The sequence below is a fragment of the Sphingobium sp. RSMS genome (assembly GCF_005406185.4).
In the GTDB taxonomy this organism is placed as follows: Bacteria; Pseudomonadota; Alphaproteobacteria; order Sphingomonadales; family Sphingomonadaceae; genus Sphingobium; species Sphingobium fuliginis.
Genome location: NZ_CM191257.1, coordinates 1,876,561 through 1,893,399, shown reverse-complemented (window position 1 = coordinate 1,893,399; position 16,839 = coordinate 1,876,561). Strand labels below are relative to the sequence as shown.

The 16,839-nt window shown below is 64.4% G+C and carries 20 protein-coding genes; 6 read left to right on the top strand and 14 right to left on the bottom strand.

Annotation, left to right across the window (positions count from 1 at the left end; translation table 11 throughout):
• Positions 1-7: 7 nt before the first annotated feature.
• From EGM87_RS08970 to alr, 4 genes are all read right to left on the bottom strand, one after another.
• Positions 8-2,107, bottom strand: a complete 2,100-nt coding sequence (locus EGM87_RS08970; RefSeq protein WP_044662628.1) for a TonB-dependent siderophore receptor — start codon at positions 2,105-2,107, stop codon at positions 8-10.
• Between the two features lie 170 nt (positions 2,108-2,277).
• Complete coding sequence (locus EGM87_RS08965; RefSeq protein WP_025550234.1) at positions 2,278-2,628, bottom strand: RidA family protein; 351 nt, start codon at positions 2,626-2,628, stop codon at positions 2,278-2,280.
• A 20-nt stretch (positions 2,629-2,648) separates the two neighbouring features.
• A complete protein-coding gene (locus EGM87_RS08960; RefSeq protein WP_044662627.1) occupies positions 2,649-3,902 on the bottom strand; it encodes a D-amino acid dehydrogenase in 1,254 nt (417 codons plus the stop codon).
• Positions 3,899-5,041 carry an alanine racemase gene (gene alr / locus EGM87_RS08955; protein ID WP_044662626.1) on the bottom strand — a complete coding sequence of 381 codons (1,143 nt, stop codon included), beginning with the start codon at positions 5,039-5,041 and terminating at the stop codon, positions 3,899-3,901. Before alr ends, EGM87_RS08960 begins: the two co-directional genes overlap by 4 nt.
• A 117-nt stretch (positions 5,042-5,158) precedes the next feature.
• Between alr and EGM87_RS08950 the strand changes: the two genes are divergently transcribed.
• On the top strand, positions 5,159-5,629 hold the full coding sequence (locus tag EGM87_RS08950) for an Lrp/AsnC family transcriptional regulator (RefSeq protein WP_025550230.1): 471 nt from the start codon (positions 5,159-5,161) through the stop codon (positions 5,627-5,629).
• Here EGM87_RS08950 and EGM87_RS08945 read toward each other — a convergent pair.
• The 4 genes from EGM87_RS08945 to EGM87_RS08930 are packed head-to-tail and all read right to left on the bottom strand — an operon-like array spanning position 5,626 to position 9,788.
• Entirely contained in the window at positions 5,626-6,387 is a 762-nt protein-coding gene (locus tag EGM87_RS08945; protein WP_025550228.1) for a TIGR02186 family protein, read from the bottom strand. The genes EGM87_RS08950 and EGM87_RS08945 overlap by 4 nt on opposite strands.
• The gene (locus EGM87_RS08940; protein WP_025550226.1) at positions 6,384-7,298 is read right to left on the bottom strand and encodes a sulfite exporter TauE/SafE family protein; all 915 of its coding nucleotides are present in this window, start codon (positions 7,296-7,298) and stop codon (positions 6,384-6,386) included. The genes EGM87_RS08945 and EGM87_RS08940 overlap by 4 nt, the downstream gene beginning before the upstream one ends.
• A gap of 49 nt (positions 7,299-7,347) precedes the next feature.
• Positions 7,348-8,403 (bottom strand): hypothetical protein, encoded by a 1,056-nt coding sequence (locus EGM87_RS08935; RefSeq protein ID WP_044662625.1) that lies wholly within the window; start codon positions 8,401-8,403, stop codon positions 7,348-7,350.
• The gene (locus tag EGM87_RS08930) at positions 8,400-9,788 is read right to left on the bottom strand and encodes a glycosyl transferase family protein (RefSeq protein WP_044662624.1); all 1,389 of its coding nucleotides are present in this window, start codon (positions 9,786-9,788) and stop codon (positions 8,400-8,402) included. The genes EGM87_RS08935 and EGM87_RS08930 overlap by 4 nt, the downstream gene beginning before the upstream one ends.
• A gap of 392 nt (positions 9,789-10,180) precedes the next feature.
• Between EGM87_RS08930 and EGM87_RS08925 the strand changes: the two genes are divergently transcribed.
• A complete protein-coding gene (locus tag EGM87_RS08925) occupies positions 10,181-10,360 on the top strand; it encodes a hypothetical protein (protein WP_025550220.1) in 180 nt (59 codons plus the stop codon).
• Here the strand turns inward: EGM87_RS08925 and EGM87_RS08920 are convergent.
• Positions 10,357-10,755, bottom strand: a complete 399-nt coding sequence (locus EGM87_RS08920) for a low affinity iron permease family protein (protein ID WP_044662623.1) — start codon at positions 10,753-10,755, stop codon at positions 10,357-10,359. The two genes, EGM87_RS08925 and EGM87_RS08920, sit on opposite strands and share 4 nt — an antisense overlap.
• 70 nt (positions 10,756-10,825) lie before the next feature.
• On the opposite strand from EGM87_RS08920, the gene EGM87_RS08915 reads away from it, so the two are divergent.
• The 4 genes from EGM87_RS08915 (at position 10,826) to EGM87_RS08900 (ending at position 14,290) form a co-directional block, all read left to right on the top strand.
• Entirely contained in the window at positions 10,826-11,158 is a 333-nt protein-coding gene (locus EGM87_RS08915) for a hypothetical protein (RefSeq protein WP_065847390.1), read from the top strand.
• A 140-nt stretch (positions 11,159-11,298) separates the two neighbouring features.
• Positions 11,299-12,498 carry an ADP-forming succinate--CoA ligase subunit beta gene (gene sucC, locus EGM87_RS08910; protein WP_044662622.1) on the top strand — a complete coding sequence of 400 codons (1,200 nt, stop codon included), beginning with the start codon at positions 11,299-11,301 and terminating at the stop codon, positions 12,496-12,498.
• A gap of 113 nt (positions 12,499-12,611) precedes the next feature.
• A complete protein-coding gene (locus EGM87_RS08905; RefSeq protein ID WP_044663190.1) occupies positions 12,612-13,361 on the top strand; it encodes an electron transfer flavoprotein subunit beta/FixA family protein in 750 nt (249 codons plus the stop codon).
• Positions 13,358-14,290, top strand: coding sequence for an electron transfer flavoprotein subunit alpha/FixB family protein (locus EGM87_RS08900; protein ID WP_044662621.1), 933 nt, complete (start codon positions 13,358-13,360; stop codon positions 14,288-14,290). Before EGM87_RS08905 ends, EGM87_RS08900 begins: the two co-directional genes overlap by 4 nt.
• 57 nt (positions 14,291-14,347) lie before the next feature.
• Here the strand turns inward: EGM87_RS08900 and EGM87_RS08895 are convergent, their stop codons facing one another.
• The 5 genes from EGM87_RS08895 to EGM87_RS08875 all read right to left on the bottom strand — a co-directional run bounded on the left by EGM87_RS08895 (position 14,348) and on the right by EGM87_RS08875 (position 16,833).
• Positions 14,348-14,692: a glycine zipper 2TM domain-containing protein gene (locus tag EGM87_RS08895; protein WP_025550214.1), complete on the bottom strand. Its 345-nt coding sequence runs from the start codon at positions 14,690-14,692 to the stop codon at positions 14,348-14,350.
• 170 nt (positions 14,693-14,862) lie between these two features.
• The gene (locus tag EGM87_RS08890) at positions 14,863-15,081 is read right to left on the bottom strand and encodes a hypothetical protein (protein WP_025550213.1); all 219 of its coding nucleotides are present in this window, start codon (positions 15,079-15,081) and stop codon (positions 14,863-14,865) included.
• Positions 15,082-15,209: 128 nt separating this feature from the next.
• On the bottom strand, positions 15,210-15,386 hold the full coding sequence (locus EGM87_RS08885; protein ID WP_171010079.1) for a hypothetical protein: 177 nt from the start codon (positions 15,384-15,386) through the stop codon (positions 15,210-15,212).
• Positions 15,387-15,448: 62 nt separating this feature from the next.
• Positions 15,449-15,661 (bottom strand): cold-shock protein, encoded by a 213-nt coding sequence (locus EGM87_RS08880; RefSeq protein ID WP_007684722.1) that lies wholly within the window; start codon positions 15,659-15,661, stop codon positions 15,449-15,451.
• Positions 15,662-15,831: 170 nt separating this feature from the next.
• Positions 15,832-16,833 carry a hypothetical protein gene (locus EGM87_RS08875; protein ID WP_044662620.1) on the bottom strand — a complete coding sequence of 334 codons (1,002 nt, stop codon included), beginning with the start codon at positions 16,831-16,833 and terminating at the stop codon, positions 15,832-15,834.
• Between the last annotated feature and the right edge of the window lie 6 nt (positions 16,834-16,839).

Sequence of the window (16,839 nt, the reverse complement as noted above, 5' to 3'; positions counted from 1 at the left end):
ATCATCCTCAATAATCGAAGCGCAAGGTGCCCATCACGCTGCGGGGGGCCGCGTAAAAGGCCTGCCCCCACATCAGGCTGCCCAGATATTTGCTGTCGGTCACATTGCGCACATTGATGCTGGCGGTCAGCCTGTCGATGGGCTTGATGCTGGCCATCAGGTCCAACACCGCATAATCCTTCTGCCGGATGTCGCGGCCGACCGTGCTGTCGAGGGTGCTGATGTCGCTCTGCCACCGGAACTGTGCGCCCAGCTTCAGGTCGCGCCACTCGGGAATATGATAGGTGCTGGCAAGCTTCAGCGACTGACGCGGCAGGTAGGTGCGGGCGCGGTTCCCGGCCTGATCCTCGATCCTGAGGCCCGTATAGCCGCCGCTTACCGACCAGTGGTCCGTCACGCGGCCGGTCAGCTCAATCTCGAAACCCTTGGCCGTGGTGTCGACGCCCGCATAATAGACGTCGCCCACCTGCCCCGGATCGCCCGCGCCGAACACGCCGGCCTGCTCCGCGAGGTTCTTCTGCTTCGCGCGGAAGAGTGAGGCGCTGGCATAGAGCCGCTTGTCGAACCATTCGCTCTTGATGCCGCCCTCCATGCTGCTGCCCTTGGCAGGATCGAGCCGGCGGTTGGTGATGTCGACCTTGTCCTGCGGATTGAAGATGTCGGTGTAGCTGGCATAGAAGCTGATGTTGGACGTGGCGTCGAACACCAGGCCCAGATAGGGGCTGACCGCGCTGTTCTTGCGATACTGGTCCGTGCCGTAGGATGCGCCGGTGGTCTTGAGCCAGAAGGCGCTGGCGCCGACGACCGCCTTCAGCCTGTCGGCCAGATTGGCGTGCAGCGCGCCATAGGCCCGCGTCAGCCGGTCCGTCACCTCTTCCTCCAGGCTTTCCTGCGTGAAGTCGGGTTCGATCAGCGTGGTGCGGTTGAACGCCCATTGGGCAACAGCCGGGTAGGCGACGGCAGCCAGCCCGCTTTGCTCATATTCGCGGCCGTCGGTCCTGCCGGTGGAGAGGCCGAAGGCGAGTTGATGCTCGCGCCCGAACAGCGTCACTGGGCCGGAAGCGTAGAAATCGCCCAGATACTGGTCGGAGGGGGAGCGATATTTGCCCGCCATCCCCGTCACGCCGACGCCCGTCGCCGCATCGGGATAGCCATAGGCGTAAAGCAGTTCCGCCCCCGAACTGCGATGATTATAGGTGAAGCGGCCGCGGGCGTTCCAGCCATTGCCGAAAACATAGGCCAGTTCCGCCCATGCGCTTTCGTCGCTGACGTTCCAATAGGTCCAGTCGGCTGAAGTGCTGGCCGAATGCGGATAGGCGATCCGATCGCCATTATCGTCGAGCAGCGGCAGCGCGCCCCACAACACGCCGTCCGCGTCATTGTCCTGCCGGGTATAGCCGGCCGACGCCCTTAATTGCGGCGTGATCTCCCAATCCAGGATCGCGCCATAGACGTTGCGGTCGACATGATTGTAGCGGAGGTGGCTGTCCCTGTCTTCATGGGCGAAGATCAGCCGTGCCGACAGCGTGCCCGACTCATTCAACGGGCCCGAAATATCGGCTTCCACGCGGCGGTTGTCCCAGCTTCCCAGCATGGCGGAAAGGGAGGCCTGCAATTCCCTGGTCGGCTTCTTGCGGACATAGTTGATCGTGGCGGACGGATTGCCGACCCCGGTCATGATTGCATTGGCGCCGCGAACCGCCTCGACATTCTCGAACAGGATGGTGTCGAGGTCCCCGAACTGGATGCCCCAGCGCAAGGGCAGGCCGATGCCGTCGACCTGGAAATTGGTGATGTCGAACCCCCGCGAATTATAATAGGTCCGGTCGGTCTCCACCCGCTCCACATTGATGCCGACCATCTGGGTCAGCAGGTCGTTCACATTGGTCAGCGCGAAATCCTGGATCCGTTCGCGGTCGACGACGGTGATCGACTGGGGCGTTTCGCGCAGCGTCAGGGCAAGGCCGGTGGCCGATGCGTTCTCATCCGTGACCGTGCCCGTGACGACGATATTGTCTGCCTCCGCCAGCACGTCGGCCTGGGCGGGCGACGCCCAGCAAGCGGCAAGGACAGGGGTGAGCAGAACGGAACGGAAAGCGATGGACATGCGGACGGACCCTTTTTCTTGCCGGGCGCAACCGGCAGAAAGGGCCTTATTGCTCATAATAATGCAAGTCAATCGCAATAAATATATGAATATAAGTCGTGCGTCTCTTTTTCAGACGACGCTTTGGGTGGAATGCCGTGCCTTGCTGCACGGCATTCCACCCGCACGATTCACTTCGCCCTGGCGGCGGTCACGATGATCTCGACCTTGTAATCGGGGCTGGCGAGCTTCGCCTCGCCCGTGGCGCGGGCGGGTGCTTCGGCATCCGCGATCCACGCATCCCACACCGCGTTCATCTCGGCAAAGTCGTTCATGTCCGCCAGCCAGATCTGCGCCCTCAGCATATGGTTCCTGCTGCTGCCCGTGCGTTCCAGCAGGGCGTCGATCTCGGCCAGCACGGCCCGGGTCTGCGCCGTGACGCTCTCGCCGGGGGCGCCGATCTGCCCCGCCAGATAGATGGTGTCGCCATGAATGACGGCCTCGCTCATGCGCGGGCCGCGATCAATGCGGGTGATGGTCATGCGGAAAGGCTCCTTTTCGGTTATGAATAGCGGCTGATCGCAAGATCGGCGGTTTCGATCCGGGGCCTGCCCCCGCCGATGATGTCCGCGATCACATGCCCCGACCCACAGGCCATGGTCCACCCCAATGTGCCATGCCCGGTGTTGAGGAAGAGGTTCGGGACTTTCGTCGCCCCGATGACCGGCGTGCTGTCCGGCGTCATCGGCCGCAGCCCGGACCAGAAGCTGGCGCCGCCCAGATCGCCTGCGCCCGGAAAGAGCGAACCCACCGAATATTCCAGCGTATCACGCCGCGCCCTGGGCAGCCCTTTGGAATAGCCCGACAGTTCCGCCATGCCGCCCACACGAATACGGTCGCCCAGCCGCGTGATCGCAACCTTGTAGCTTTCGTCGAGCAGGGTCGACACCGGCGCCCTTGCCTCATCGACGATCGGAACGGTGATCGAATAGCCCTTCACCGGATAGACCGGCAGCCTGATCCCCAGCGGGGCCAGCAGCAGCGGGGAATAGCTGCCCGTCGCAACAAGATAGGCGTCGGCCACGACATGGCCCCTGTCGGTTTCGACATGGCTGACCTTTCCATTGTCGACGGCGATCCTTCCGATAGTCCGTCCGTTGAGGAAGGTCACGCCCTTCGCCTTCGCCATGTCGGCCAGCGCGTTGGTGAATTTGAAGCAGTCGCCGGTTTCGTCATTGGGAAGCCGCAGGCCCCCGGCCACAGGCGCGCCGCTGCCTGCCAGCCCCGGTTCCGCCGCGATGCAGCCTGCCGCATCCAGCACTTCGAAAGGCACTCCGTCCGCCTTCAGCACGGCGATGTCCTTCGCGATGCCGTCAAGCTGCTTCTGCTCGCGGAAAAGCTGCAAGGTGCCTCGCGACCGCTCGTCATAGGCGATGCCGGTTTCGCGCCGCAGGTCGATCAGCCGGTCACGGCTATATTCGGCCAGGCGCACCATCCGGCTCTTGTTGATGGCATAGGCGCGTTCGTTGCAATTGCCCAGCATCGCCACCATCCAGCGTAGCATGGCCATGTCCATCCGCGGCCGCAGGATCAGCGGGGCGTGCTTCATGAACAGCCAGCGCAGCGCCTTCATCGGTATCCCCGGCGCAGCCCAGGGGGAGGCATAGCCGGGCGAGATTTCTCCAGCGTTGGCGAAGCTGGTTTCCAGCGCCGGCCCGTCCTGCCGGTCGATCACCGTCACTTCATGCCCGGCCTGTGCCAGATACCAGGCGGATGTGACGCCGATGACGCCGCTGCCCAGAATGGCGACCCTCATATGGCGACTTTCATGGCGTGATGCTCCGCTTGTGCCGGATCGCGGCCACCCCGTACGGAGCGGTGATAGCGATGCCCGAGCTGTGTCAGTATTTCATAGGCGATGGTGCCGGCGTCGGCGGCGACCTGATCCACGGTCTGATGAGGCCCCAGAAGTTCCACCAGGGCGCCAGGATAGAGGAGCACATCGGGCACGTCGGTCACGTCCAGCGTGATGCTGTCCATCGAAACCCGTCCCGCTATCGGCGCGCGATGGCCGTCGATATAGGCGGAGCCGCCGTTGCTCAGGTGGCGAGGCCAGCCATCGGCATAGCCCAAGGCGATCGTCGCGATCTGCGTCGGCCGCTCGCAACGGTGGGTGAGGCCATAGCCGACGGCAGCGCCCGCCGGGATGTTCCGCAACTGGATGATCCGCGCGTCCAGCGAGACCACCGGCCGCATCTCCCGGCGCTCGCCCTGCGGCGCTCCGCCATACAGGGCGATCCCGGCGCGGACGATGTCGAAATGATCGGCGGGCAGGAAGCTTCCGCCGCTATTATCCAGCGAGCGCGGCACGCCGGGGAAATTCATGCTGAACGCATCGAATTTCCGGCGTTGCATCGCGTTGGAGGGGGCATCGGGATCGTCGGCGCAGGCGAGGTGGCTCATCAGCAGGCGAAGGTCCACGCCCTCCAATCTTTCCCGCTGGGCAAGCAGAATGGCGACCTCCTCGGGCGGAAGACCGAGCCTGGACATGCCGCTGTCCACCTGCAACGCAGCGGGCAGGGTCCGCTCCAGCGTGCGTGCCGTCCTGGCCCAGCGCCCAATCTGGTCGAGCGAGTTCAGGACCGGAATGGCGCCGATGGCTGCGCACTCGCCTTCCGCGCCTGGTTGCAGGCCGTTGAGGATGAACAGCGCCATTCCATCGCTCAGAATGGGTCGGAGCGCCATGGCTTCGCTGAGATGCGCGACGAAGAAGTGTCGGCACCCGGCGCCGATCAAGCTGCGCGCGACGAGGTTCGCGCCCAGGCCGTAACCGTCCGCCTTGACCACGCCGGCGACGGTGGCGGGGGCGACCTGCCGCTGAATCGTGCGGTAGTTTTCGACCAGTGCATCAAGGTCGATGCGAAGCACGGCTCCGGCGGTATCGATGGACTGCATATCTGCCCCCTTTTGCAGGGAGGGTAACGCGGCGTTCGGTGAAAATGCTCCCAAATGATCGCAGGATCGTCTAATGTGACGGGATAATTGAACGATCCTTCGCAAGGAATGGAAAAAATGGCAGAATCGCTGGATGCCGTGGACCGCTCGATCATCCGTCTGCTGCGGCTCAATGCGCGGCGTCCCAATTCGGAGATTGCGGCGGAGATCGGCCTGTCCCCCTCGGCCTGTCACCGGCGCATCCGGATGTTGGAGGATGCCGGCGTGATCCGCGGTTATACCATCGTGACCGCACCGATGGAAAAAGAGGGCCGCGCCGTCGATGTCCTTGTGCAGGTGACGCTCGACCGGCAGACGGAGGATTATCTCGCCCGTTTCGAACATGCCGTGCGGCAATGTCCTGAAATCCGCGAATGTTTCCTGATGACCGGTGGCGTTGATTACTGGCTGCGCGTCGAGACCGAGAGCGTGGCCGCCTATGAAGCGATCCACAGCGAAATCCTCTCCCGCATGCCGGGCGTCACGCGGATCAACAGCAGCATCGCCATGCGCGATGCGCTGCGGCCCAGGAAAGCGGCGCGACGCTAAACCCGCCTGGCGATTGCGCCTGCTGCCCATCCCATGCCAACGGCCAGCATCATCGCGACCAGACCATAGGCGAAGGGCCATTGTTCCGCCGCGACGGCCATGAAGCGTTCGAAGCCCGACTTGCGGACGGTGATGTCGCGCACGGCGGCGGCCACCACGCGGCCATCCTGCACGAGGAAGGTTTCCGCCGTATAGTCACCGACGATCACACGCGCCGAAAGCGGCAGCCGCGCCCGGTAGAGCACGCCGTCGGTGATCTCCACCGTTCCCGGCCGCTCGACATAGAGCCCGGCCCGTTCCCTGAGGTCGATCAGCCCCTTCTGGAACCGGTCCAGCTCCGCGCTGTCGTTGAGCGAGGAAGGGGAGAGCTGGAGCTTGTCCACGCCCATTTCATAGATCGCCGCCGTTCGCTCATCGACCACCTTGTCGACCGGTCGGGACGATGCGATGGCGTAGAAACTGGGCGCAGACCGGAAGCGCGCGCTGTCGGCATTGACCCAGATGCCGGCCACCTTCTGCTTTTCGCGCATCGTGATCGACTGGTCCGGACCCTTCAGCACGACCATGATGTCCGGCGGCTTGCTGGGCCGACGCCCATCGGGATAGACGATGGCGCCGAACAGCAGCAGGTCAGCGCCGGTGAAGCTATATTGTATTTCCACCTCGCGCTGGGACACGTCAGGCACCAGCATCGGTTCGTCCGCCGCCGTCAGCAGCAGCAGGGCCGGCGGCAGGGCCAGAAGCGCCCGCCGCCTCACCGGATCTCCACCGTGTATATTTCGTCGGGCCGAAAGCCCAGCCCCAGCGCCATGCGTGCCGCCACCAGCAGCACGATCGCGGCAAGCAGGATGCGCAGATATTCCGGCCGGATCGTCATCGAAAGGCGCGTTCCCACCTGCGCTCCGGTGACGCTGCCGATCAGCAGCAGCAGGGCGAGCACCAGGTCGACCGCATGCGTCGTCATGGCGTGCATCATCGTCGTCGCCATGGTGACGAACAATATCTGGAACAGCGACGTGCCGACGACGGACTGGGTCGTCATGCCCAGCAGGTAGAGCATCGCCGGAACCAGGATGAAGCCGCCGCCCACCCCCAGCAACATGGTGAGGATGCCCGTCGCCATGCCCAGCAGCAGCGGCGCCAGCGGGGAAATATACAGCCCGGACCGATAGAAGCGCCACCGCATCGGCATGGCCGCCACCAGCGGATGGTGCCGTCTTTTACGGGCCTGAATCTTCCTCCCGGTCTTGAGCGCGATCAGCGCCTGGATGGACTCCTTCGCCATCAGCGATCCGATGCCGCCCAACATCAGCACGTAGAGGATGCCGATCACCGTGTCGATCTGGCCGATGGCCTGAAGCAGTCGGAAGATCAGCACGCCGAGGCCGGCGCCCACCACGCCGCCGGCGATCAGCACGCCGCCCATGCGGAAATCGACCGTTCCGCGCGACATATGGGTGACGACCCCCGATACGCTGGCGCCCGTCACCTGGCTCGCCGCCGAAGCGGCCGCGACGGTCGGCGGAATGCCGTAGAAGATCAGCAACGGCGTCGTCAGAAATCCGCCGCCTACCCCGAACATGCCGGAAAGCAGGCCCACCACGCCGCCCAGGGCGATGATGACCAGCGCATTCACCGACAGGTTGGCGATGGGCAGATAGAGATCCATGCGCTTCCTGGGTTAAGCGCAATATGCGGAGAGATAAAGGCGCTCCCGCTTAAAAATCAGCGCCCAGCGTAACGGCCGGGCCGGACGGCGGTGCCGCGCGCCCCGCAATCCGTTCCCGCCATTCGATGCTCAGCCTTGCGCTCACCGGCCTGAGCGGCAGGCGGACCTGCAGTTCCGGCCCGATGTCCAGCCGCTCGACCTGCGGCTGCGCGCCGCCGGAAAGGCTCGCGCCGATCCGCATGGGCGAATGGCCTAGCGGCGACAGCAGCGACATCTTGCCATCGACGAACAGGTCGTGAGAGCGGAAGCCGACAATGCCGCCCTGGGCATAGGCTTCGACTTCCAGCGAGGGCGCCACCGGCGCCGGCCCGAAACCGCCTGCCGCCAGCACGGCATGGGCGTTGCGCCCGCCCTTGCCCAGTGCAATCCGTCGTTCCGCCGCGAAGCTGACCGGAATGGTGCGCGCCGGTTGCCATGCAATGCCGAGCGCGCCTTCCGGAGATGCCGGTTCGTTCAGCGCGGCACTGGCTCGCGCATAGGCGGCCGCCCGGCTCGATGAGCGCGGGGTCAGGTCGAAATCGAGGCGTAGGCCCGCCTGCGATCCGCCCAGCCTGCCGCCCGTCACGGCATCGGCGCGGGTCGTGCTTCCGTCGCGCCAGAGCAGCCAGGCGCTGCCATGCCAGCGCGCGTCGCTTGCGGATGGCGTGGAAGCGAGGGGTAAGGCTGGCGCAGGATTGTTCGATGGAACGACGCGACCGCCACTCTGGTCCTGTGCAGCCGGCGCCGCCTTCTCTTCGACGGATAGGAAGGGGGCCGCGCTTGTCCTTCTCCCAAGGCGTCGAGAGTCCTTGAATATAGGACCCAGGATGGCGGCAGGCTGGCGCTTTTGCGGCATTTCACCGAACCAGGCCGGTGCGTCATGCCCCGTCGCGGCTGCGGAGCCCTTCTTCTTCGAATAGGCGGTGGGGTGAAAACGCCTCTCGCCGTCAATTCCCCTCGCCATTTGGGGAAGATCACCCTCTGGGCCTGCCAGACGGATCGCGACCCAACCCGCCATCACGAGGACGAAGAAGCGGAGCGGGCGCCCGGTGGCGGCTTCGCTCACCCCGGAAAATCCAGCTCGGGAAAGCGGTGATGCGTCTTGTCCCAGGTCAGCGGCTTGCCGAACAGCGACTGAAGATACAGGAACATGGCGCGACGGGCAGCCATCATCGCGATGATGTTGGCGATCAGCGTGCGCGGTATCGCCCCCAGCCCGAAGGCCCAGCCATAAGCCATGCCCGAGAAAATCGCGCGCATCGCCATCCGCCAGCTCATGAAGCCGAAGTTGAGCCACAGCAGGGCTTCGACCACTGGCGTGGGTCTGGGCACGGGAAAGGCGCTGAACAGGCTCCCGGCAAGCAGCACGCCCCAGAGCAGCAGCGCCAGATAGGCGGTGAACAGGACGAAGGCGGAAAGCGCCGCACCCCGGTCCCGCATCCGCATCCACCATTCGGCGGGGCCGCCCTGCCAGCCCATGCGATCCCATCCGGCAAGCGAGATGCCGACCGTCCAGCGCGCCTTCTGCTTGACGGCATCCGTCAGATTGTCCGGGAAATATTCCTTGGTCGCGACAAGCTGGCCCTCACCGTCGCGCATGCGGACGAACACGCCGCGCCCGCCCATATTGCTGATACGCAGGCCGACCTCATAATCCTCGGTCAGCGATTCCGGATCGAACGGTCCGCCATTGGCCGGATTCACAAGCCTTTCCAGCATTTGCCGCTCGAATGCGCAGGCCACCCCGGCCGAGGGCATGGACGCACCCATGGCCTCGCGCACGGTCAGGAACTTTCCATGGCTTTCCGCGAACTCATCACAGTAATGATTGGCTATGGCCCTCGACCACCAGCCGCCCTGGCCGGGCAGGGGCAGGACCGGGAGCTGAACGAGCTGGAACCGATCCGTCATCAGGTCGAACAGCCTGATCTCGTCGCGATGGACGACATCTTCCGCATCGTGCAGGGCGATCGCCTTGAACCGGACCCCCGTGCGCTCTTCCTCCCGCAGCATGGCGCGCCAGACCACATTCAGGCAATCGGCTTTCGTAGTTGGCCCATTTCGTTCGTTGATGCACAGGATCAACCGCGTTTCCCGACCGGCCAAGGGCGTGAGAATATCCAATGTCGCCCGGTCATTGGGATAGGCGCCCACGAAGATCCGATAGTCCTGGTCCCTCCAGTGGCTGAGCGCGTTACGGAGCATCGGGCCGATCACATCGGCTTCCTGCCAGGCTGGGATGAAGATGGCGATGCGGCCGGGTTGCGGGGAGGCGGGCAGGGTGAGGGTCGTCATTCGTCGATGACGGGAATAGACAATCAGCTTGCGCCACAGCCTTCGGCACAGGAAGACCAGGTCTATGATGAAATCGTCCATGCCGCCGATCGCCAGCGCCACCACCGCGAACAGCAGAATTTCATGATGAACCCCCGCCAGATAAGCGAAGATCATTGCCTCCACGGATCGAGCTCCCCCTGTTCCCGACGAACGGCTATGACAGCAAAGACTTGATTCTCAAACAAATAATCATTTCATAACCGTAATAATTTTTATTGATACATAGCCTTCCCCAACAGTGGCTTTCAGGCCCTCGCTGCTCTTCGAGCAGGCGAAGACCGCCATTCTGGCTGGCTTGCTGCTGCTTTGACCATTGTGGATTGCCTCCTTTTGGAAGGCGGCCCGCTTTTGAGGAGGAGGGTAATATCCGGCAGGCTGCTCTCCGCATGCGCCGGATGGAATCGCATGACCATCGGGCCGATGCTATCGTAAGCACGCCGTAGAGCGACTCGCACAGGATGCGAACCCCAGCCAATCTCTTTCAGCGATCAGGTAGGAGGGTGAATATGAATGGGGAGATGGATGTCAACTATCTGCTGCACAGACAGCAAGTTGCATTGATCCGCGCGCAGATGAGCCGGTCGGTGAAGGGCCGGGAGGCCTATGAAGGCCTTGCGCGCGGCTATACCGATCAGATCGACGCCTATCGCCGTGAGAATGAAAGGCTGGTCGACTTGGCGCATTAGCGGCGTTCGATCAGCCGTTCTATCGACTCGCGGTGCGTTTCATTGTCGCCGCATTCCTTTTCCAGCACCGTCTTGATCTTCTCCAGTTCCGCTTCAGTCAGATGTTCGATGCCGATGAACTCGTTCCGCGCCGTCGATACGGCGCGGATCAGTTCGTCCATTTTCGCCTGTATGGCGGAGCCGTCGCGATTTTGCGCATTCTGGATCAGGAAGACCATCAGGAAGGTGACGATCGTCGTGCCTGTATTGATGATGAGCTGCCAGGTGTCGGAATAATGGAAGATCGGGCCGGTCACGATCCAGCCCAGGATCACCAGCGCGGCCAGGATGAAGGCGGCCGGCTGGCCCGACCAGCTTGCGATCCGGTGGGCAAAGGCCGTGAAAATCCTGTCCATCTCTCTTTTTCTCCCTTGGGCGCGGCCAGCATTTAGCCTCTGTTCAGACCATGCTTGCCATGAAGGAGGGATTACAACCATCCCCCTCCGTTCGCTGGCCTGCGGGCTGGGCGCTTCGCTCCTCCTCCTGTCCTGCGCGACGGTCTCGCCCGAATCGCGCCTTCGCACCGGGCTGATCGATGCGGGCATATCGCCCCGCATGGCCGGCTGCATGGCCGAAAGGATGGTCGATCGGCTGAGTCTGATGCAGCTCCGCAGGCTTCAGTCGCTGGCATCGCTCCGCAAGTCTCACATGGGAGACATGACGGTGGACCGGTTCCTCTTCAAGGTCCGCGCGCTGGAGGATCCGGAGATCTTTGCCGTGACCAGCAAGGCGGCGATCGTCTGCGCCATCGACGGCTGATTTCGCAATAAACAAGGCTTGCGCTTCGCAAAGGTTTTGCAATTTTGCAAAGTCATTTTGCGAAATTTGCTGGTGTTGCCCTTTTGCCTGTGCTTAGCCGCTGGACACAAGAGTTTCAGCGGAAAGGACGGGCGAGCCCCATGAACATCCACGAATATCAGGCGAAGGAACTGCTGGCGAAGTACGGCGCGCCGATCGCCGCCGGTTACGCCGCTTTCTCCGTCGATGAAGCGGTCGAAGCCGCCAAGAAGCTGCCCGGGCCGCTCTATGTCGTGAAGTCGCAGATCCACGCCGGTGGCCGCGGCAAGGGCAAGTTCAAGGAACTCGGTCCCGACGCGAAGGGCGGCGTCCGTCTGGCCTTCAACCTGGACGAGGTTAAGGCTCACGCCACCGACATGCTCGGCAACACGCTGGTGACGGTGCAGACCGGCGAAGCAGGCAAGCAGGTCAATCGCCTCTACATCACCGACGGGGCTGATATTGCGAAGGAATTCTACCTCGCCCTGCTCGTGGACCGTGCGACCGGCCGTGTGGCCTTCGTCGTGTCGACCGAAGGCGGCATGGACATCGAGGAAGTCGCGCATTCGACCCCGGAGAAGATCCACACCTTCGCCGTCGACCCGGCCACCGGCTTCATGCCGCACCATGGCCGGGCCGTTGCCGCCGCGCTGGAATTGACCGGTGACTTGGCCAAGCAGGCCGCCAAGGTCGCTTCGTCGCTTTACGACGCTTTCCTGGCGACCGACGCGTCGCAGATCGAAATCAACCCGCTCGCCGTCACCGAGCAGGGCAATCTCCTCGTCCTCGACGCCAAGGTCGGCTTCGACGGTAACGCATTGTTCCGTCACAAGGACATCGTCGAACTGCGCGACCTGACCGAGGAAGATGCGGCGGAAGTCGAGGCTTCGGAATATGACCTCGCCTATATCAAGCTGGACGGCAATATCGGCTGCATGGTGAATGGTGCGGGCCTTGCCATGGCGACCATGGACATCATCAAGCTGAATGGCGAATTCCCGGCCAACTTCCTGGACGTCGGCGGCGGCGCTTCCAAGGAAAAGGTGACGGCGGCCTTCAAGATCATCCTGAAGGACCCGGCGGTGAAGGGCATTCTGGTCAACATCTTCGGCGGCATCATGAAGTGCGACATCATTGCCGACGGCATCGTCGCCGCCGCCAAGGATGTGAACCTGTCGGTTCCGCTGGTCGTCCGCCTGGAAGGCACGAACGTCCAGCAGGGCAAGGACATATTGGCCAAGTCGGGCCTGGCCATCGTCCCGGCGGACGATCTGGGCGACGCGGCCAAGAAGATCGTGGCGGAAGTGAGGAAGGCAGCCTGACGCAGCTTTTCGCCTGAACAAGACACCAAAGGGTGCGGGTGGTCCGGAGACGGGCTGCCCGCGCCCCTGCTTGCATTTGCGGGCTTGGCGTGAATGAAGGAAGGATGTTGGAGATGAAGATCCTTGTGCCCGTGAAGCGGGTGATTGACTATAATGTGAAGCCTCGGGTGAAGGCGGACGGGACGGGCGTCGATCTGGCGAACGTGAAGATGTCGATGAACCCGTTCGACGAGATCGCGGTCGAGGAAGCCATTCGCCTGAAGGAGAAGGGCGTGGCGACCGAGGTGGTGGCGGTGTCGATCGGCGTTGCCAAGGCGCAGGAGACGCTGCGCACGGCGTTGGCCATGGGTGCCGACCGGGCGATCCTGATCCAGACCGACGATGAGGTCGAACCGCTGGGCGTGGCCAAGCTGCTCGCCAAGGTGCAGGAAGAGGAAGGCGCTGGCCTGATCATCCTGGGCAAGCAGGCGATCGATGACGACAGCAACCAGACCGGCCAGATGCTGGCGGCCCTGCTGGGTCTGCCGCAGGGCACCTTCGCCAGCAAGGTGGAGGTCGAAGGCGACAAGGTCAGCGTGACCCGCGAAGTCGACGGCGGTCTGGAGACGGTGAAGCTCGACGTCCCGGCCATCGTCACCACCGACCTGCGTCTCAACGAGCCGCGCTATGCCTCGCTGCCCAACATCATGAAGGCGAAGAGCAAGCCGCTCGCGACCAAGGCGCCTGCCGATTACGGCGTGGACATTGCGCCGCGTCTGGAGACGATCAAGGTGTCCGAACCGGCCAAGCGTTCGGCCGGCGTGAAGGTGGCCGATGTCGATGAACTGGTCGCGAAGCTCAAGGCTCTGGGAGTTGCAGCATGACGAAGACGCTCGTTTGGGTTGAACATGAGGGCGGCGCGGTCAAGGACGCGACGCTTTCCGCCGTCACCGCTGCGTCGAAGCTGGGTGAAGTGCATCTGCTGGTTGCGGGGCAGGACGTCGGCGGCGTTGCTGCGGAAGCCGCCAGCATCGCGGGCGTGGGCAAGGTCCATGTCGCCGACGACGCCGCCTTCGGTCATGCGCTGGCCGAGAATGTCGCGCCGCTGGTCGTTGAGCTGATGAGCCATCATGATGCGTTCGTCGCGCCCGCCACCAGCAATGGCAAGAATATCGCGCCGCGCGTGGCGGCTCTGCTGGACGTCATGCAGATCAGCGACATTCTGTCGGTCGAGAGCGAGGATATGTTCACCCGGCCCATCTATGCCGGCAACGCCATCGCGACGGTGAAGTCGAAGGATGCCAAGAAGGTCATCACCGTTCGCGGCACCGCTTTCGAGAAGGCGGCCAAGGAAGGCGGCAACGGGACTGTCGAGGCGGTGGCTTCGACGGGTGACAAGGGCATTTCCTCCTTCGTCGGGGCCGAGATCGCCAAGCTGGAGCGTCCGGAGCTGACTTCGGCCAAGGTGATCGTGTCGGGGGGCCGTGCGCTCAAGGACGGCGAGACGTTCGAGGCGACGATCTTCCCGCTGGCGGACAAGCTGGGCGCGGCGGTCGGCGCGAGCCGCGCGGCGGTCGACGCGGGTTATGTGCCGAACGATTATCAGGTCGGGCAGACCGGCAAGATCGTGGCGCCGGAAGTCTATATTGCCGTGGGCATCTCCGGGGCAATCCAGCATCTGGCGGGGATGAAGGATTCCAAGACCATCGTCGCCATCAACAAGGATGAGGACGCGCCGATCTTCCAGGTGGCGGACATCGGGCTGGTCGGCGACCTGTTCAAGGTCGTGCCGGAGCTGGTCGAAAAGCTGTAAGCCCTGTCGGGGTTCAGAAGGAAGGCGCGGGCCTTTGGGTCCGCGCCCTTTTTCGTTCTATTCGCAGCGGACGTCGTTCTTGTCGATGGCGCGGCCGGCGAGCGCGCCGCCAGCGCCGCCCAGGATGGTGCCGAGCGTCTTGGAGCCGCCGGGGGCGATGATGTTGCCCAATACGCCGCCCGCGATCGCGCCGACTATGGTGCCGGTGGTGCCGTCGTCGCGCTTGCAATAGTAGCGGCCGTCATTGTCGCGGTAGATATAGTCGTTGTCGCCGATGGGCCGGCCGCCGGGGCGGTGGCCGTAGCCGGGGCGGTCGTAGCCGTAGCGGCCACCGTCACCGTCCGAAACGCAGGCCGTCAACGGCATTGCAAGCAGCGCCGCTGCCAATAGGGGGGTGCGCATTGTCCTTTTCTCCTGTGCTTTCCCTGCTGGGATGACAACCCTTGGGAAGGGAGGAAGTTGCGCGAAATAGTCTGCCCGCCGCGGCACCAAAAGGGGGGAAAGGCAGCCGGGCGGGCAGTGATGCCAGCGGGGAGAGGGTGTTCACCGCTGGAAAGGAAAGGGTCGGGCCGTCAGGGCGTCACGGGCGCGGCGCCGGTGGTGCTGGCGGCGGGCGTGGCGAGGTTGGGACTGGTCACCGTGCTGTCGCTGTCGCGGCGCTGGTCGAGGTCCGACTTGGCCTGGTTGTAGCGGGCGACGAGGTCGTCCTTGAACTCTGTCAGCTTGCCTTCGTCATAGAGTTTCTTGCCGACATAGCCTGCGATCGCGCCGAAGATCAGGGTGCGGATCATGGGTGGGGGCTCCTTGTTCCGTGGGGAATTTGCAAGGATAACATTGGCGGCGCGGATCGGTTCCGGCGCGGTGCGGCAGGGCGAGCGGGGCCGGCGATGCGAAGAGTGGCAGGGCCGGCCGGGGCCGTTCAGTTGGTGGCGGCGGCGCGGCGGGCGCGGCTTTCGTCGACATATTCCTGTCGTCGGGCCATGACCAGAAAGGCGGCTTCGGAACGCCGGCAGCGCTGGCGGACATTGTCCAGGGTGGCGGCGTCGGCTTCGTTCCGGGCCTGACGGGCGAGGGCGCGGAAATCGGGGTTGGCCATGGGACGCTCCTTTCAAGAGTGGCGGGCGCCGCGTGGGCGGCGCCCGGCCTGTCAGCGGCGCATCATTGCGCGTGCTGGATATTCACCGCCGCCATCTTGCCGCGCTTGTCCTGCTCCAGATCGTAGGAGACGCGGTCCTTTTCGCGCAGGGTGGCGAGACCGCCGCGCTCCACCGCGGAGATGTGGACGAAGGCGTCCGGGCTGCCGTCATCGGGAGCGATGAAGCCATAGCCCTTGTCGGCGTTGAAGAATTTGACGGTTCCGATGATGCTCATGGGGTATTTCCTTCTTTACGTGGGCGCGTCCCGTGTGGACGGGCCTTGCGCTAGAGGGGCAGGGAAAGAAGGAAGTTTGGTGCCGCAAAGCGCCGAAAGACCGTCGATTTGCGACTATAGCCTTCCCCATATAGGGGCATGGGGGCGGAATAGCAAATCGGCGGGTGCGATCATCCTGCTCCCGCCAGCGCGGCGAAGCCGAAAAAGGCGTCGCGGGCGCGGGCGGCGGCATGTTCATAGGGGCGGCGCTCCGCCTCCGCGCGCAGGGCCAGCGCCTGTTCCTCCGCCATCGTCAGGTCGCGCTCATAGGCGTCGATGTCGTAGAGGGCGTCGCTTTCTTCGCCGTCGAAGCCGGGCGGCGCGGGATAGTCGGTGCGCCAGCCGTCCCTTTCCTCATCCCACCAGATGCCGCGCGGCCGGGCGGCGGCTTCCTCCGGCGGGAAGCTGGCGCGGTCGACCGGCGGAGCGGCCGGAATGGGCCGAAGTTCACACCGTCCATCGAGGGCGAAGAGCGGGGCCTTGCCGCCCTCGCCCAGCGCCAGGCGCGCGGCGACGAACAGCGCGGCGGAGGCGCCGGGGGACAAGGCGGCGGCGGCCTGTTCGATGGCCGGCGCATCTTCGGGGGCGGCGTGGTCAGGCAGGGCGGCGTGGTCCGCATCGGCGGCCATGGGCGGGGGCGCGGCGTCGGGGCGGTCGGGCTGCGCCTGATCCTCCGGACAGAGCATGTCGAGATAGGCGGCGAAATCCTGCGCCACCACGCGGGCGAGGGCGGCGTCGCTGCCCTGCGGCGGGCTGTCGGCCATGCGGTCGAGGCAGGAGAGCATCGACATGGCGAGGCGGTTGTCGTGGCGGTGGCGGGTGATTTCGCCTGCGTCCATGTCCTTGCGGATCACCTCCTCATGGCCGGTGAGGGCGCGGGCGAGCAGATCGTCGGCGAGGCGGGCGCGGGCGATGAGGATGGCGGCGTCCCAGCCGAGGCGAAAGGCCGCGCCGTCGCGGCGGATGCGCAGGGCATAGGCCGAGCGCGGGCTGATGCGGGCGGCTTCGCAGGCGGAGAGAATGATGCCGGTGGCCGCGAGGGTTTCAAGGAAGGCGCGTTGGCGAGCGGGGCTCCAGCCGTCGGCGCGGATCTGCTGCGCGGTGGTGGGGAGGGGAGGGAATTGGCAGGTCATGGCAAG

What these genes read in the sequence shown, in the direction of transcription:
- EGM87_RS08920 (WP_044662623.1), bottom strand. Translation starts at nt 10,755, where the DNA reads ATGGACAGGATTTTCACGGCCTTTGCCCACCGGATCGCAAGCTGGTCG.
- EGM87_RS08890 (WP_025550213.1), bottom strand. Translation starts at nt 15,081, where the DNA reads ATGATCCGCACCCTGATCTTCGGCGCGATCGCAGGCTATGTCGGCAAG.
- EGM87_RS08895 (WP_025550214.1), bottom strand. Translation starts at nt 14,692, where the DNA reads ATGCGCACCCCCCTATTGGCAGCGGCGCTGCTTGCAATGCCGTTGACG.
- EGM87_RS08900 (WP_044662621.1), top strand. Translation starts at nt 13,358, where the DNA reads ATGACGAAGACGCTCGTTTGGGTTGAACATGAGGGCGGCGCGGTCAAG.
- EGM87_RS08930 (WP_044662624.1), bottom strand. Translation starts at nt 9,788, where the DNA reads ATGATCTTCGCTTATCTGGCGGGGGTTCATCATGAAATTCTGCTGTTC.
- EGM87_RS08905 (WP_044663190.1), top strand. Translation starts at nt 12,612, where the DNA reads ATGAAGATCCTTGTGCCCGTGAAGCGGGTGATTGACTATAATGTGAAG.
- EGM87_RS08970 (WP_044662628.1), bottom strand. Translation starts at nt 2,107, where the DNA reads ATGTCCATCGCTTTCCGTTCCGTTCTGCTCACCCCTGTCCTTGCCGCT.
- EGM87_RS08940 (WP_025550226.1), bottom strand. Translation starts at nt 7,298, where the DNA reads ATGGATCTCTATCTGCCCATCGCCAACCTGTCGGTGAATGCGCTGGTC.
- alr (WP_044662626.1), bottom strand. Translation starts at nt 5,041, where the DNA reads ATGCAGTCCATCGATACCGCCGGAGCCGTGCTTCGCATCGACCTTGAT.
- EGM87_RS08960 (WP_044662627.1), bottom strand. Translation starts at nt 3,902, where the DNA reads ATGAGGGTCGCCATTCTGGGCAGCGGCGTCATCGGCGTCACATCCGCC.
- EGM87_RS08885 (WP_171010079.1), bottom strand. Translation starts at nt 15,386, where the DNA reads ATGGCCAACCCCGATTTCCGCGCCCTCGCCCGTCAGGCCCGGAACGAA.
- EGM87_RS08875 (WP_044662620.1), bottom strand. Translation starts at nt 16,833, where the DNA reads ATGACCTGCCAATTCCCTCCCCTCCCCACCACCGCGCAGCAGATCCGC.
- EGM87_RS08925 (WP_025550220.1), top strand. Translation starts at nt 10,181, where the DNA reads ATGAATGGGGAGATGGATGTCAACTATCTGCTGCACAGACAGCAAGTT.
- EGM87_RS08880 (WP_007684722.1), bottom strand. Translation starts at nt 15,661, where the DNA reads ATGAGCATCATCGGAACCGTCAAATTCTTCAACGCCGACAAGGGCTAT.
- sucC (WP_044662622.1), top strand. Translation starts at nt 11,299, where the DNA reads ATGAACATCCACGAATATCAGGCGAAGGAACTGCTGGCGAAGTACGGC.
- EGM87_RS08950 (WP_025550230.1), top strand. Translation starts at nt 5,159, where the DNA reads ATGGCAGAATCGCTGGATGCCGTGGACCGCTCGATCATCCGTCTGCTG.
- EGM87_RS08965 (WP_025550234.1), bottom strand. Translation starts at nt 2,628, where the DNA reads ATGACCATCACCCGCATTGATCGCGGCCCGCGCATGAGCGAGGCCGTC.